Here is a 15410-nt window from a genome sequence, read left to right on the forward strand (position 1 = left end):
CACGTGGAACATTAGGCTTTTAAGACCCAGGTTATTTAACTGTTTCACGTGGAACATTAGATTTCTTTAAATAAATTAATTGCAAACTCCTCTTTGAATCTCATTTTATCTGACTCTTCTTTGCTTTTATCCTTATAACCCATGAGATGGAATAGACCATGACTGATCACTCTGCTGAGTTCTTCTTGTATGGGTACTTGATGTCTTTTGGAGTTTTCTTTAACCCGATCAAAACTTATAAAGATATCTCCTTCTATTTCTTTATGTGTTTCAGAATTATCGAATGTTATTATATCCGTATAAGTCTTGTGGTTTAGATATTCGACATTGATGTTGTAAAGGTATTCATCGCTGCAGAAAATATAGTTCAATTCTTTGATTGTGAAGTTTTCCGTCTTTGCAATTTGTTTTAACCATTTTCTCCTTAGGAGCTTTTTGTCAAGTTGAAATGGAGTCTCTTCCTTAAAGAAATTTATTGCCATGATTTAATCCATATAAAATGACAAAACTGTCTTTCTTCCATCCTCTTCAAATTTTACTTCATCTGTTAGGTGTTTTATCAAGAAAATACCTCTCCCTCCCGTTTTTTCGATATTTTCTGGTTCCGTAGGATCTTTTAATTGATTCATATCAAAACCAGGGCCTTCATCTTCGATTACGAAACGTAACAGCTCCTTCTCTATAAATAATTCTAAGTGAACCAGTTTGGTTTTGTCATGCTGATTTCCATGAATTATAGCATTACTAATACATTCAGTAACGGAAATCATAATATTTCCATAGATATCATCATTTATTTCGAAATTTTCTCTCGCATTGTCGATGAAGCTTTCGATTATCTTAACGTTTTCAATGAGAGAGGGTATGGAAATTTTTATCGATTTCATCTGTTTATAATTGAATGACGAACAGTAATGTTTTATTCAGCAATTTCTATTAGTATTGGACAATGGTCGGAATGTTTGGCTTCAGGTAATATGATTGATCTATTTACTTTATCTATCATATTTTTTGATGCCATATGATAATCAATTCTCCAACCTAAATTTTTTGTTCTTGCATTGGCACGGTAACTCCACCAGGTGTAATTATGGGGATCAGGATTAAAGTGTCTGAATGTATCTATAAAACCTGACTCTGTGAATTTATCCATCCAAGCTCTTTCTTCGGGTAAGAAACCTGAACTGTTTTTATTTGAGATTGGATTATGAATGTCTATAGGTTTGTGACAAATATTATAATCTCCACTCAAAATCATGTTGGGTTTTGTTTTCCTCAAATCTTGAATATAGCCATAGATATCATCCAAAAATTCATATTTGAAGTTTTGTCTAGTATCTCCAGTAGTACCAGATGGGAAGTATGCAGAAAGAAATGAAAAGTTTTCAAAATCTACCTCTAATAATCTTCCTTCATCATCGTATTTGTCTAAACCAATACCGTATTTTATTGATTTAGGAGACTTTTTACTTAAAATTGCTACTCCACTATATCCTTTTTTGACCGCTGGATTCCAATATATCTCGTAACCTAAGTTTTTAAATATATCAGTATCAACTTGGCTTTCTAATGCCTTAACCTCCTGTAAACCAATAACATCTGGGTTAGTTTTTTCCAACCAATCTACAAAACCTTTGTTCATTGCGGCCCTAATTCCATTTACATTATAGGAGACAATTTTCATAATTCACTTTATTTCTATTTCGTACTCTTTTTCAAAGTATTCAAGTACTTGAATTTTTAATAATTTTTCTTGTTCTAATAAATCAAAATGAGGTAACTCTTTAACTAGGTTCCAATGCGGCCATCCGTCTTGATCTACGTAATCTAATTCGTAAAAGCCATCATAGCTTAACACTTTACAAACAGCAATATGCATTAAATCCTGTTTTTGCTCTTTTGTAAAGATTTTGTTTCCTTGTCCTAGTTCTTGTACTCCTATAAGGAACAAAACGCCATTTAGATCTGATGGTTTTTTACCAATCGTTTCTTTTAGACCATCTAGTAACTTAGCCCATCTTTTTTCAAGATCAAGATCTTTTTTAAACATTTTGTAAACTATTGATTATCAAGCTCTTCCCAATATTCTGCAGCTCTTCTTAGATGAGGAATAACGATGGAGCCTCCTATTAAAGTTGCGATTGAGAACACTTCAAATATTTCTACTTTATTTAAACCTACCTCTTTACATTTTCCAAGGTGATATTTTACACAATCATCACACCGTAAAACCATTGAACACGCCAATCCTAGCATTTCTTTAGTTCTAATATCTATGGCCCCTTCCGCAAAAGCGTTGGTATCCAAATTGAAAATCCTTTTTAATACTTTATTATCAGCAGCCAAAATCTTATCATTCATTCTGGCTCTATAATCGTTGAATTCCTCTATGAGATTCATTAAATTAACAGTTTAGGATACACATTTACAGGCAAATATAACATGTATTCGGCCTTGGTAAGTACTAACAGAACTTTTTGCTTATGCGTTTACATTATTTAAAAGATTTTTTTGACCTCATCTTCCCAAGAAATTGCGAACTCTGTGGTAGAAACTTATATGATTTTGAGACGGATCTTTGTAAAATATGTATTGGAGCATTGCCAAAGACGGTATACCATGCTATTCCTTATGAAAATGACCTTACTGATAAAATTAAAGGATTAACTAAAACTGGAATGGCAATGTCATTCTTGAGATTCACAAAAGAAGGTCAAAGTCAAAAAATACTCCATCTGCTTAAATACCGTAATAAGCCGGAAATAGGTACAAAAGTTGGTAAATTATATGCTCAAGAATTAATAGAAGCTGGACTTTCAACTTGTTGGGATACTATTGTGGCAGTTCCGTTGCACCCTTTAAAACATCAAAGAAGAGGTTACAATCAAAGCGAGGAATTTGCGAAAGGAATCTCAGAAGGGTTAAATCTTCCTTGTTATAATTACCTGGAAAGGAAAAAGTTTACAGAAACTCAAACTAAGAAATCTAGGATTGAAAGAATGGATAATGTTGACGAAGTATTTGCTATTGTATCAAATAAGTCAGTATCTGGCCTGAGAATTCTATTGGTAGATGATGTTATTACCACAGGGGCGACTCTTTGTTCATGTGCAAATGTTCTTTTGGCTAATGGGGCAAAAACTGTAGATTTGGCAACCATTGCTGCAGGAAAATAAATTGACTATGATAGACATTAATTTGTTGAAATATCCAATAGGTAAATTTCAAAAACCGGATAATATTTCATTTGATAATTTGAAAGAGGCTATTGAAGAAATCAAATCACTGCCCAAATATTTGGAAGAAACAGTTAAAGCTTTATCAGAGGAACAATTAGAAACTCAATACAGACCAGGGGGATGGAGTGTTCGCCAAGTTGTTCATCATTGCGCTGATAGTCATATGAATGCAATTATTAGGTTTAAATTGGCTTTAACTGAAAAAAACCCCACTATAAAGCCATATGATGAGGCTGCCTGGGCAAATCTTAATGATAATAAATTACCCATTGAGATCTCTATTGGGATTTTGAAAAACATTCACTTCAAATGGGGAACTATCCTAGACCAAATGACCGAATTGGAATTTTCTAGAACTTATTTTCATCCAGAATCCCAAAAATCAGTCCCTCTCGCTGAAGTGACACTGATGTATTGCTGGCATGGTAAACACCATTTGGCTCATATTCAAGCTCTTATCATGAGAGAAAATTGGTAAACTATTAACTATCAGTGTTTTATAATTAGGACATGCTATTTAATTCAATTGAGTTTGCCATCTTTTTACCAATAGTATTTATACTTTATTGGGTATCAAAAAACCATCATAAACTTCAATTATATATTATTTTAATCTCCAGTTATGTTTTCTACGGCTGGTGGGATTGGCGATTTCTTAGTTTAATCATTTTTAGTTCTCTGGTTGACTTTTTAATTGGAAGAAAACTGGGGAAGACTGTAGAAGAAAAAAAGCGAAAGCTATTATTGGGTTTGAGTTTGTTTACTAACCTTGGGCTTCTTGGCTTTTTCAAATACTATAATTTCTTTGCAGAATCATTTTCTGAGGCTTTTAGCTTTTTTGGAAAAGAAATTTCTCCAGAAAGACTTGACATAATTTTACCAGTTGGAATAAGTTTTTACACTTTTCAGACACTGAGTTATACCTTTGATATTTATAAGAAAAAAATAGAGCCGGCGGAAGATTGGTTACCATTTTTTGGTTTTGTTAGTTTCTTCCCTCAATTGGTGGCTGGTCCTATTGAAAGAGCTTCCCATTTACTGGGGCAGTTTCAGAAGCCTAGGGTTTTTGACTACTCAATAGCCGTATCAGGGCTTAGATTAATAGTTTGGGGGCTTTTTAAAAAGATTGTCATTGCAGATAATGCAGCTGTTTTAGTAGATGAAATCTTTTTAGATTACATGAATCAAACCAGTTTGTCCCTCATTTTTGGAGTCTTGTTATTTGCATTCCAGATTTATGGGGATTTTAGTGGTTATTCAGATATAGCAATTGGTTTATCAAGAATCTTTGGTTTTGACCTAATGCTCAATTTCAGATTTCCATATTTGGCACAAAACATCAATGATTTTTGGAAAAGATGGCATATTTCTCTTTCAAGTTGGTTTAGAGACTATGTGTACATCCCACTAGGTGGAAGTAGGGTTTCATCCTGGATCTCATTTCGGAATGTAATGATTGTATTTCTTGTAAGTGGGTTTTGGCATGGAGCTAATTGGACATTTGTTTTCTGGGGTTTAATTCATGGTCTGCTTTATATTCCATTTTTCTTCAGGAAATCACATCAAGATTTACATGAGCATTCTATAGTAAGAAAACTTCCACAAATATTTCTAACATTCACGGTGGTATGCCTAGGTTGGATCTTTTTTAGAGCAGATAATTTATTCCAAGCTTGGAACTATATAGGACATATTATAAGCAATGAAGGAACGGGAAATTATATTTTTGGAGCAAATAAGCGGGTCATTATCTTCGGAATAGTAATGCTGTTTATAATGTTGATGATGTTTGTAGAAGCCTATTACGAAAGCAAACAGAAAAAAGAAGTTTTACTACCTAGTTGGAGTCTAGTTCTATTGGTTTTAGTAATAGTTTTCTTTGGTGGCTTTAAAAATCATGAAAGTTTCATCTACTTCCAATTCTGATGAAAAAGTTTGTAATTAAATCTATACTTTATTTATTCATTACATTAGTTATTGCTAATGTGCTGGCTTACATAGGGTTAAGAATACTTGGGAAAAGTGATTTTTTCAAAACAACTTACTTGGTTCATCATTTTCCCGAAGGTCAGGCCTTTGATATGGCCGTTTTTGGATCTAGCAGGAGTTTAGCAGCTATTGATACAAAGTTAATTGGCGAATCAACAGGAGGACTAGCTGTTAACTTTTCTATGGATTATACCGCATTACCATCATCTCTTTTGATGCTAGAGCATTTTTATGCCCAGGGGTATACCGCTAATTGGGTAGTTGTTTCCTTAGATTTACCTGATTTTGAGGAATCTAAGACTACTATCTCTGAAAATGATCACAGGTTTCTACCCTATATTTCCAATAAATACATTAGAGATTACTTTTTGAAGTATGAAGAAGGGAATATGATAAAACCAATTTCTATTTCGAAGTACTTTCCTGTGCTTGGTTTTGCCTATTATAACATGGAATTATTGGCTCCTGCAGCTCAGGCATTGATCAAACCAACTTTTAAGTATCGCTTTGATGAGTTGGGAAATTATCAATACCCAGATTACTTAGCGCAGCAAGAAATGCCTGAACCTAGATATTTTAAAACTAGCCTTTCAAATCCTGTTTTAAAAAAAATAGCTGATCTGACTAAAAAAAATGGTAGTAAGCTAATCATTTACATTGGTCCTTATCTTCGAGATGATATTTCAGTTAATCCTAATGTAAGTTATAGGGTTATAAACCATTCTCGTCTGATTAATGAACCAAAGTATTTCTCCGACTATATTCATGTAGTAAATTCTGGAAAGAAATTAGCAACTGAATCCTTTATTGAGGATTTTCATAAAATTGATATTCAACCAATAAATTAATCACTATGAATATATCGCTTAAAGGTCAAAGAATCCTTGTTACAGGGGCATCAAGAGGAATTGGAAGAGCAATAGCTAAGCAGCTTTCAGAGTCGGGAGCAGAAGTAATAATACATTTTAATGCCAATGAAAAAGAAGCTAAAAAATTAAAAAGTGTATTAGTAAACCCTGCTTATATTGAAAAATGTGATTTGGCTGATTCTTCTAAAGTTATCGGTTTTATTCCTCGGTTGGTTGAAAAATACGGCCCTATTACTGGAATAGTCAATAATGCCGGTATTGCTAAATCTGCTCCTGATGATTTACCAACAGACCAATGGGTGAAGATCTGGAATGAGACTTTTCAAGTGAACACAACTTCTCTGGGAATTTTATGCAAAGAATTCATTGATCAAGCTAAAAAAAATCAAGAAGGTAGAATAGTTAATATTTCCTCTCGAGCTGCATTTAGGGGAGATACTACTGATTACTTGGCATATGCTGCTTCAAAAGGAGCTTTGGTTAGTCTGACAAGATCTATAGCGCGATACTATGGAAAAGAGGGGGTAAAAGCATTTTTGATTGCACCTGGATTTACCAGAACGGATATGGCAAAAGAGATTCTTTCTGAGTATGGAGAGGACTTTGCGCTAAATGATATTGCTTTAAGAAAACTTACCAAGCCGGAAGACATAGCACCTATGGTTACACTACTTTGTTCAGGAATGGCAGACCATGCTACCGGAGCAAGTATTGATATCAATGCAGGATCATACGTTCATTAGGAAAACTAACCATTCCACTTTGTTTTGGTTAAAATGATATGGGTACAAATTCTTCCAGAGATCCAATATTTACTCCTGAACTGGTTAAAATTCTAAAGATCTTTGTAATAGCATCAATTCTCTTAGTCTTGGTATTATCTTTTTTTAATGAAAGAAGAGCTGATAATACAGGAGAAGCGAGAACATTTAAAGTGAATTCTTCAAATCGTCTATTTTTTTTGAATCTCCGCGCTATCAATTATGATCGAGAAGCAAAAGTTGATGCAAAAATGCTACTATTCAGACATAAGGATAGAAAACAAGATGTAAATTCTAAGAGCTTAGATTTTGTAATTGTTTTAAACTCCTCGAAAGAGGAAGCATATATTTACCTTGAACCAAAAGAAGTTGATTGGCCATTGAAACTGAAAGCAAGAACGGATGATGGAATAAAAGAATTTATCCTTGAGAATGGAAATACTTCCACTTTCTTAGCTTATGCTCAGGAATTAAAGCCGTCGATTGACCAGGGCGCAAAGTTTTCTATAAATACAACGAATGGATGGATTCCTATTTGGGATCAGCAAGGTGAGATAGAATCACTAAAAGAAGTTTTAAAAGATTATTTTAACTTATTAAATGACAGATAGAAATTTCAAATGCCCACACCATTAGAGTTATTTTCGGAACAGATTGGAAAGAAATTAGATAAAACTTTTTCTCCGGCAGGAAATTGGCTTTTAGGAACCCTATTAGATGTTTCCAAAAGTCATATTAAAGTTCAATATGAAGTAAGGAAGGAAATGTGTAACCCTGCAAAGATTCTTCATGGAGGTGTTGCTTCATTAATGCTGGATGAGGTAATTGGAATGGCAAATTTTGTAGCGGGCTCCACTTATTTGATGACGAGCATTAATTTGAATGTTGATTTTTTATCACCAGCTCCAATTGGAGAAAAATTGGAGGTTTCAGCAAAATTAGTTCGGTTAGGATCAAACCTAAATCATTGGGAAGCCGTAATAACTAAAAGCTCAGGTAAAATTGTAGCAAAAGCTAGTTCAAATATGATTAAAACTCATACTAAGCTAAGTGAACTCGGGTTTTAATATTTTACACAAATTAATTTTATACAATTGATAAAAGCTCTACTTCTTGCCATTATAGGTTTATTTCCAATGGCCATTTATTCACAAACAGCGATTACTTTTCATTAAAGCAACTTACCTCTTATTGGAGTTAATTATCAATTTGGTGAGCAATTTATCCCTGAATTTCGAGTTGGGACAGATTCATGTGTTTAGTATTTATCAGCAGAACTTGATGCCAATTATATTTTGAAAAAGACCGATAGATTTGAATTTTATGGTGGCGGAGGCTTGAGGGTCGGCTCATTTGAAGAAATTGTTGATCCTATTGGTTTGAATAGCTATCCTTTTGAGCTGAAGGATTTTGGATTTCATATAGAAGGGGCACCTATTTTTGGTATTAATGATGATTTTTTTCGTGGTTCTTACTTTCTGAGGTACCGCTTTAGTAAAAATTAAAACTGCTTCAGTTTGACCATTAAATCCCAAACCGCAATTCCTAATGTCACAGATATGTTCAAGGAATGTTTCGTTCCGAGCTGAGGAATTTCAATCAACTGGTCACAGACTTGCAATACCTCATCTTCTACCCCAAAAACCTCATTACCAAAAACCAATGCAATTTTTTCTTCTGCTGAGGGTTGAAATTCATTAAGGAAAATGGACTGATCAACCTGTTCCAAAGCACAAATCTTATACCCCTCATTTTTCAATGAATTTATTGCCTCCACTGTACTTTTACTGTAGCTCCATTCCACAGATTCGGTGGCTCCTAAAGCGGTTTTTTGAATGTCTCGGTGTGGTGGTGTGCCAGTAATTCCACAGAGATAGATTTTTTTCACTCTGAAGGCATCCCCTGTTCGAAAGGCAGAACCTACATTATTAAGGCTTCGAATGTTATCTAGAACAATAACTATGGGTGATTTTTTTACCTTTTTATATTCCTCAATAGAGAGTCTTTCGAGCTCATCCATACTTAATTTTTTCATCGCCTTTTGTTCTGCTTATGGATTGCCTTATTTTCAGGTTTTAATCTGAGGGAAATTCCCGTCAAAAGTAATATAAAGAAGCATACCCCCCATGAGTAAATCTAAAGATAGCAAAGAAACCCCTTTAATGAAGCAGTATAATGCTATTAAAGCTAAACATCCTGGAGCATTATTGCTTTTCAGGGTTGGTGACTTTTATGAAACTTTTGGAGAGGATGCAATTAAAGCTAGTAAGATTCTAGACATTGTATTGACAAAAAGAGCAAATGGCTCGGCTTCACATATTGAGCTTGCTGGTTTTCCACATCACTCTTTGGACACCTACCTTCCGAAACTTGTCCGTGCAGGAAACAGAGTAGCTATTTGTGATCAGCTAGAAGACCCGAAATCTGTAAAAGGAATCGTGAAAAGAGGAGTTACCGAATTAGTAACACCAGGGCTTTCTTTTAATGATCAGGTTTTAGATACCAAAAGGAATAATTATTTGGCATCTATTCATTTTGGAAAAGAAAAGAATGGGATAGCCTTCCTCGATCTTTCCACAGGAGAATTTATGTGCGCTGAAGGGAGTTCTTCTTATTTGGAAAAGTTGATTCAAAGCTTTGCTCCTTCGGAAATCATATATTCCAAAGCAGCGAAAAAAGCAGCGCAGGATCTCTTAAAGAACGATTTCATTACATTTCATTGCGAGGATTGGGTTTATCAGTTTGATTTTACTTATGAAAAACTCAAAAATCATTTCAAAACAGCAAACCTTAAAGGATTTGGAATAGAGGATCAGGAATTGGGGATCATAGCTGCTGGGGCAATCCTATATTATTTGGAAGAAACCGAGCACAAAGAGATACAACACATCTCGGCCATCTCTAGAATTGCAGAAGAAAAGTATGTTTGGCTCGACAAGTTTACAATTCGCAATTTAGAGCTTGTTTATCCTCAACACGAAGGAGGGGTTCCTTTGATTCAAATCTTGGACCAAACGATAACTCCTATGGGATCTAGGATGATGAAAAAATGGATGGTTTTGCCACTGAAGGAGAAAAATGCTATTGAGGAACGCCTGAATGTGGTCGATTTTTTCTTCCATAACCCGGGTTTAATTGAAGAAATTTTAAGTGAGCTCAAGCAAATCGGTGACTTGGAGCGTCTGATTTCAAAGGTGGTAGTTGGTCGAGCTAATCCGAGAGAAATAAATCAAATAAAGAGGGCTTTAAAAGCATTAATTCCGATAAAAGAACTTCTCAAAGTCCAAAAAAATCCAACCCTGAAGCGGCTATCTGATCAGATAAATCTTTGTCAGTTTCTATTGGAAAAAATAGATAAGGAGCTTAAAGAAGATGCACCCATGCTTACCCATCAAGGTGGTATTATCAAAGATGGAGTGGATGATGAGTTGGACGAGTATAGAAACTTGGCCAATACTGGCAAAGACTTTTTGGTAAAGCTTCAGCATAGAGAAGTTCAAAATACGGGGATAACTTCTTTGAAAATCGCTTATAACAAAGTATTTGGCTATTACCTTGAGGTAACTCACGCACACAAGGATAAGGTTCCTCAGGAATGGATCAGAAAACAAACCTTGGTTAACGCAGAAAGGTACATTACACCGGTGCTAAAAGATTATGAGGAGAAGATTCTTCATGCAGAAGAAAGGCTGGTAGGGATCGAGCAAAAATATTTTATGGAACTTGTCCAAGAAACCGCCAATTATGTCACCCAAATCCAGCAAAATGCCAGAGTAATTGGCACATTGGATGTTTTATTATCATTTGCACAAATAGCCTTATCAAGTGGTTATACAAGACCAAAAATATCAGAAACGGAAACCTTGGAGTTTAAGGATGGTCGACATCCTGTAATTGAGAAACAACTTCCACTTGGTGAAAATTATGTTCCAAATGATATTTATTTGGATCACGATAGTCAGCAGATTATTATCATTACTGGGCCAAACATGGCAGGTAAATCGGCTTTATTGAGACAAACTGCATTGATTGTCCTCATGGCTCAAATGGGAAGTTTTGTCCCTGCTTCATTTGCGAGAGTGGGAATTATTGATAAAGTGTTCACTCGGGTTGGTGCTTCGGATAACCTTTCTAAAGGGGAATCTACTTTTATGGTAGAAATGACAGAAACAGCAAGTATTCTGAACAACCTCTCAAATAGAAGTTTGGTGCTCATGGATGAAATTGGGAGAGGAACCTCAACTTATGATGGGATTTCTATTGCTTGGTCTATCGTTGAATATTTGCACAACCATCCACAATTCAAGGCTAAAACATTATTCGCGACTCATTACCATGAATTAAACCAATTGACTGAAGATTTTCCAAGAATAAAAAACTTCAATGTCTCTGTCAAAGAAGTAGGTAATAAGGTGATTTTTATGAGAAAATTAAAAAAGGGTGGAAGTGAACATAGTTTTGGAATTCATGTAGCTCAAATGGCGGGGATGCCAAACCCAGTGGTATTAAGGGCCTCAGAGATCATGGGTCATTTGGAAAAGGATAAAGCAGTTAATGAGAAAAAAGATAATATAAAATCAATTCCTAAAAATAATTATCAGTTAAGTCTATTTGAACTAGATCCCAAAATTCAGGAAGCCAAAGAGTTATTAGATCAAATTGATATCAACGCAATTTCACCTATAGAAGCCTTATTGAAGTTACATGAGATTAAGAAGAAATTAGAAGCTTAGAGTTTAAGTTATTTTGTATATTAGGTCAGCTTTTTAAACACAACTAAAAGTTATTTATGGATAAGGTGCTTTTAAAGGACCTGAAGAAGCAGGATAAGTATTCAAAATTTTTTCATGAATGGAAAGATCAGGAGTTTAAAGAATCTCCCGATGAGGAAAAGATGATTTCTGAACTTGAAACCCTGAGCCAAACAATTGGCATGAGGGAAGGGTTAGTGATCGCTTGCTTTGATTATAGAAACCTTAGTTTAGCTTTCTTCACTGGTAATGTAGAAGAATTATCCGGCTATCCTGCCTCTATGTTTAGGTCTAAAGGGATGGAAACCTCTTTTACAATGATTCATCCAGATGATCGAGAAGAATTATTTCGATTTCAAAAAATTGTTTTTGATGCTTTTCATCAATTGACGATGGAAGAGAAGCATCGCTTTGAATTTTCATATACCACACGTTGGGTACATCGTGTTACGCAAGAAGTGTTTTGGATGATGGGAAGGGTAAAACCCTATTTGATTGATTCTGCAGGTAATTTTGCAATGGATTTACATATTATTCTAAAACTAGAGACCCCTCCAAAAACAAAAAATTATGATTGGAATTATTCCTACCTAAAAGACGATGGAACTAGGATTTTTGTAAGCAAGAATTCACCTGTTGACCGTGAAATTTCATTAACTAAGAAAGAAAAAGAAATTGTGAAATTGATTTTGGATGGAATGGAATCAAAAGAAATTAGCAATGAATTAAATATTTCATTTAATACGGTCTCTACGCATAGAAAGAATATATTAAGAAAGCTTGGTGCCAGAAATATAGGAGAAATGATTAAAATTCTGGCTTCATATGACTTTGATATGAGTCTGTAAATCAGGCTAATCTATTTTTTGATTAACAAAAAGGTAAAAATTCAATGAATAATTATTGTAAATTTATTTTCTGATCTTACCTTTGCATCCACAAATGACTCAGAGTACGTTTGAGTTTTGAAATATGCGAGAGTAGCTCAGCTGGTAGAGCACGACCTTGCCAAGGTCGGGGTCGCGAGTTCGAATCTCGTCTCTCGCTCTAGAAGCCCTTGATTCAAGGGCTTTCTTGTTTAAATTAGAAGTAGCTTCGGAATTCCGGAGTGAAGCCGGGATGGTGGAATAGGTAGACACGCAAGACTTAAAATCTTGTGACCTCACGGTCGTGCGGGTTCGATTCCCGCTCCTGGTACATAAGCCTCGCAGAAATGTGGGGCTTTTTTGTGCTTATACCTGTATAGGCTATTTCTTTAGTCACAGTTTTTTGAGAAAGTATTTGTTTCAATTTTGGCTGTAAGCATAATGAAAATTAACTTTGAACATCAAGCAATGTAATTCCTAACCTATTTCTATCCTTCCTTAGGAGTTTTTATTTTACATTTTTGATATCTATTTAATCACCTAATAATTCCTTTCTGCCATGCAAAGTATCCCTTTATTTATCGATAATAAGACTCTTTTAGGATCAGGAAAGAAGTTTGAAAACTATAACCCTGCAACCGGAGAAGTGACACATATTGTTACAAGTGCTTCTCCAGAAGATTTTGAAAAGTCAATAGAATCTGCAAAAAAGGGTTTTAAAATATGGTCCGCAATGTCTCCGACCGAGCGAGGAAGGATATTACATAAAGCTTCCGCCTTATTAAGGGAGAAAAATGACGAATTGGCAAATCTGGAATCTCAAGATTCCGGAAAACCTATTCGTGAAGCGCTGACTGTAGATGTTATCTCCGGGGCTGATTGCCTTGAGTATTATGCTGGGCTTGCTCCTACTTTACATGGAGAACATTTTCAATTAGGGTCTGATTTTGCCTACACCAAAAGAGAACCATTAGGAATCTGTGCTGGAATAGGAGCTTGGAATTATCCCATTCAAATTGCCTGTTGGAAGGCTGCGCCTGCTTTAGCTTGTGGTAATGTTATGATTTTTAAACCAGCTGAGCTTACTCCACTTACTGCGTTCAAACTTGCTGAAGTATTTAGAGAAGCCGGTTTACCGGATGGCGTATTCAACGTTGTCCAGGGAGATGCGTCGGTTGGACAAATGATGACAGCCCATCCAGATATTGCCAAGGTGTCAATTACCGGTGAGGTAGGAACCGGTAAAAAAGTGATGGCGGCTTCTGCAACTACATTAAAACATGTGACACTGGAACTTGGTGGAAAATCTCCTATTCTCATTTTTGAAGATGCGGACTTGGAGGAGGCAGTAAATGGAGCACTCTTAGGAAATTTTTATACACAAGGGGAAATTTGTAGCAATGGAACAAGAGTTTTTGTCCATGAGTCCATTAAGGAAAAATTTCTTGAAAAATTAATTCAACAGACAAAAAGTCTTAAGATAGGGAATCCATCTAATCCAGAAACTCAAATAGGAGCTCTTATCAACGAGACACATTTTATAAAAGTGATGGGCTATATCAATTTGGGAAAAGAACAAGGAGCAGAATTGATTTATGGTGGAAATCAAATTCAAGTTGCTGGTTGTGAAGGAGGGTTTTTTGTCGAGCCAACAATTTTTAGAAGTTCTGATGATCAAGATAAAATTGTAAAAGAAGAAATTTTCGGACCGGTAATGACAGTCATGACATTTACCGATGAAGAGGAGGTTTTAAGTCGAGCCAATGATACGCCATTTGGACTTGCAGCAGGTGTTTATACCAAAGATTTGAGAAGAGCTCATCGGGTTGTTTCAAATTTACAAGCAGGAATGTGTTGGATCAATACCTATAATATCAATCCGGTGGAAATCCCATTTGGAGGCAATAAACAGTCTGGAATAGGGCGGGAAAATGGTTTGGCAGCAATTGAGCATTACTCCCAGCTGAAAACGGTTTATGTTGCAATGAAAGATCTCGGAAATCCATTTTAGATTAATTTTTTCCTGAATTAATAAACCTAGTTGGGCTGACCAGCAAGATTTATTTTTTGTATTTTTCTTTCATGAATTACTTAGAATTTTTATCAACAGACTGGCCCACCGTTCAACATTGGTTAATCATTACAGGAATAGCGACGGCAACGTTTTTACTATTTGTATTCATAGCCAGAAAAGTAAAATCCTTTTTGCGAATCCGTCTAGTCCGTAGAATGGATGATGACCTCTTGGCAAGTTTCCTCTCGGGTTTATTCGGGTCTATTGTTATTTTGATAGGGCTTCTTGTGGTTTTTAGAATTATTGGGCTTTCTGGAGTTGTTTCAGGGATCTTGGCAGGAGCTGGGATATCTGCCTTTATCATCGGTTTTGCATTAAAAGATATCGGAGAGAATTTTCTTGCAGGGATTATTCTTGCATTTAAACGCCCCTTTCGAGTTGGAGATATTGTGGATATCAAAGGATTGAGAGGCCAAGTCCTTACCCTCAACCTCAGAGATACCCAAATCAAAACAGCAGATGGGAAAGATGTATTTATTCCTAATGCGGTATTGCTAAAAAATCCATTGATCAATTTTACAATTGACGGGTACCTTCGGTACGATTTTTTAGTTGGCTTAGATTACGGGAGTAATTATGAGGCAGCAGTTGATTTAATCAAAAAGACAATTTCTATCGTTCCAGGAGTGTTAAGTGATAGTAAACCACCTCAAGTTTGGGTAGTGGATTTAGCAGAAAGTACACTTAATATTCAGGCAACTTTTTGGGTAGATACTTTTGATAGAGTCATTTCAGATGCGGTCGTAAAAAGTAATGCAATTATTCAGGTTATAACGGCATTAGAAGAAGCCGGCTATAATATGCCGGCCCGAATTATTGAATTGAAAAACCATCAGGGAGGAACCCTGAAGACTTCTTAAA

18 protein-coding genes and 2 tRNA genes are annotated in these 15410 nt (G+C 35.4%); 14 read left to right on the forward strand and 6 right to left on the reverse strand.

Features of this window, described 5'->3' with window-relative positions; translation table 11 throughout:
- Window positions 1-56 precede the first annotated feature (56 nt).
- Genes ybeY through AAGF08_RS01220 form a run of 5 tightly spaced genes read right to left on the reverse strand, consistent with a single transcriptional unit; the run spans window position 57 to window position 2400 of the window.
- On the reverse strand, window positions 57-482 hold the full coding sequence (gene ybeY, locus AAGF08_RS01200; protein ID WP_343509067.1) for an rRNA maturation RNase YbeY: 426 nt from the start codon (window positions 480-482) through the stop codon (window positions 57-59).
- Between the two features lie 3 nt (window positions 483-485).
- A complete protein-coding gene (locus AAGF08_RS01205; RefSeq protein WP_343509068.1) occupies window positions 486-887 on the reverse strand; it encodes an ATP-binding protein in 402 nt (133 codons plus the stop codon).
- 32 nt (window positions 888-919) lie between these two features.
- Window positions 920-1684: an exodeoxyribonuclease III gene (locus AAGF08_RS01210; protein WP_343509069.1), complete on the reverse strand. Its 765-nt coding sequence runs from the start codon at window positions 1682-1684 to the stop codon at window positions 920-922.
- A gap of 3 nt (window positions 1685-1687) precedes the next feature.
- Complete coding sequence (locus tag AAGF08_RS01215; RefSeq protein ID WP_343509071.1) at window positions 1688-2050, reverse strand: hypothetical protein; 363 nt, start codon at window positions 2048-2050, stop codon at window positions 1688-1690.
- Window positions 2051-2058: 8 nt separating this feature from the next.
- Window positions 2059-2400 carry a carboxymuconolactone decarboxylase family protein gene (locus AAGF08_RS01220; protein ID WP_343509072.1) on the reverse strand — a complete coding sequence of 114 codons (342 nt, stop codon included), beginning with the start codon at window positions 2398-2400 and terminating at the stop codon, window positions 2059-2061.
- Between the two features lie 83 nt (window positions 2401-2483).
- Between AAGF08_RS01220 and AAGF08_RS01225 the strand changes: the two genes are divergently transcribed.
- The 8 genes from AAGF08_RS01225 to AAGF08_RS01260 all read left to right on the forward strand — a co-directional run bounded on the left by AAGF08_RS01225 (window position 2484) and on the right by AAGF08_RS01260 (window position 8363).
- The gene (locus AAGF08_RS01225) at window positions 2484-3176 is read left to right on the forward strand and encodes a ComF family protein (RefSeq protein ID WP_343509073.1); all 693 of its coding nucleotides are present in this window, start codon (window positions 2484-2486) and stop codon (window positions 3174-3176) included.
- Between the two features lie 7 nt (window positions 3177-3183).
- On the forward strand, window positions 3184-3717 hold the full coding sequence (locus AAGF08_RS01230) for a YfiT family bacillithiol transferase (RefSeq protein WP_343509075.1): 534 nt from the start codon (window positions 3184-3186) through the stop codon (window positions 3715-3717).
- A gap of 32 nt (window positions 3718-3749) precedes the next feature.
- On the forward strand, window positions 3750-5165 hold the full coding sequence (locus AAGF08_RS01235; protein ID WP_343509076.1) for an MBOAT family O-acyltransferase: 1416 nt from the start codon (window positions 3750-3752) through the stop codon (window positions 5163-5165).
- A complete protein-coding gene (locus tag AAGF08_RS01240; protein ID WP_343509077.1) occupies window positions 5165-6076 on the forward strand; it encodes a hypothetical protein in 912 nt (303 codons plus the stop codon). The genes AAGF08_RS01235 and AAGF08_RS01240 overlap by 1 nt, the downstream gene beginning before the upstream one ends.
- 5 nt (window positions 6077-6081) lie before the next feature.
- The gene (locus tag AAGF08_RS01245) at window positions 6082-6840 is read left to right on the forward strand and encodes an SDR family oxidoreductase (protein WP_343509078.1); all 759 of its coding nucleotides are present in this window, start codon (window positions 6082-6084) and stop codon (window positions 6838-6840) included.
- Window positions 6841-6878: 38 nt separating this feature from the next.
- Window positions 6879-7469, forward strand: coding sequence for a hypothetical protein (locus AAGF08_RS01250; RefSeq protein WP_343509080.1), 591 nt, complete (start codon window positions 6879-6881; stop codon window positions 7467-7469).
- A gap of 9 nt (window positions 7470-7478) precedes the next feature.
- Complete coding sequence (locus AAGF08_RS01255; protein WP_343509082.1) at window positions 7479-7925, forward strand: PaaI family thioesterase; 447 nt, start codon at window positions 7479-7481, stop codon at window positions 7923-7925.
- A 228-nt stretch (window positions 7926-8153) separates the two neighbouring features.
- On the forward strand, window positions 8154-8363 hold the full coding sequence (locus tag AAGF08_RS01260) for a hypothetical protein (RefSeq protein WP_343509083.1): 210 nt from the start codon (window positions 8154-8156) through the stop codon (window positions 8361-8363).
- Here AAGF08_RS01260 and AAGF08_RS01265 read toward each other — a convergent pair.
- On the reverse strand, window positions 8360-8893 hold the full coding sequence (locus AAGF08_RS01265; protein WP_343509084.1) for an RNA methyltransferase: 534 nt from the start codon (window positions 8891-8893) through the stop codon (window positions 8360-8362). The genes AAGF08_RS01260 and AAGF08_RS01265 overlap by 4 nt on opposite strands.
- Before the next feature lie 91 nt (window positions 8894-8984).
- Between AAGF08_RS01265 and mutS the strand changes: the two genes are divergently transcribed.
- The 6 genes from mutS (at window position 8985) to AAGF08_RS01295 (ending at window position 15409) form a co-directional block, all read left to right on the forward strand.
- Window positions 8985-11591 carry a DNA mismatch repair protein MutS gene (gene mutS, locus AAGF08_RS01270; RefSeq protein ID WP_343509085.1) on the forward strand — a complete coding sequence of 869 codons (2607 nt, stop codon included), beginning with the start codon at window positions 8985-8987 and terminating at the stop codon, window positions 11589-11591.
- Between the two features lie 56 nt (window positions 11592-11647).
- Window positions 11648-12457 (forward strand): LuxR C-terminal-related transcriptional regulator, encoded by an 810-nt coding sequence (locus AAGF08_RS01275; RefSeq protein ID WP_343509086.1) that lies wholly within the window; start codon window positions 11648-11650, stop codon window positions 12455-12457.
- 126 nt (window positions 12458-12583) lie between these two features.
- Window positions 12584-12656, forward strand: a tRNA-Gly gene (locus AAGF08_RS01280).
- Window positions 12657-12722: 66 nt separating this feature from the next.
- A tRNA-Leu gene (locus AAGF08_RS01285) sits at window positions 12723-12806 on the forward strand.
- Window positions 12807-13034: 228 nt separating this feature from the next.
- Window positions 13035-14486: a betaine-aldehyde dehydrogenase gene (betB, locus tag AAGF08_RS01290; protein WP_343509087.1), complete on the forward strand. Its 1452-nt coding sequence runs from the start codon at window positions 13035-13037 to the stop codon at window positions 14484-14486.
- 71 nt (window positions 14487-14557) lie between these two features.
- The gene (locus AAGF08_RS01295) at window positions 14558-15409 is read left to right on the forward strand and encodes a mechanosensitive ion channel family protein (protein WP_343509088.1); all 852 of its coding nucleotides are present in this window, start codon (window positions 14558-14560) and stop codon (window positions 15407-15409) included.
- Window position 15410 lies beyond the last annotated feature (1 nt).

Origin of the sequence: Algoriphagus sp. SE2, assembly GCF_039563885.1 — a bacterium.
In the GTDB taxonomy this organism is placed as follows: Bacteria; Bacteroidota; Bacteroidia; order Cytophagales; family Cyclobacteriaceae; genus Algoriphagus.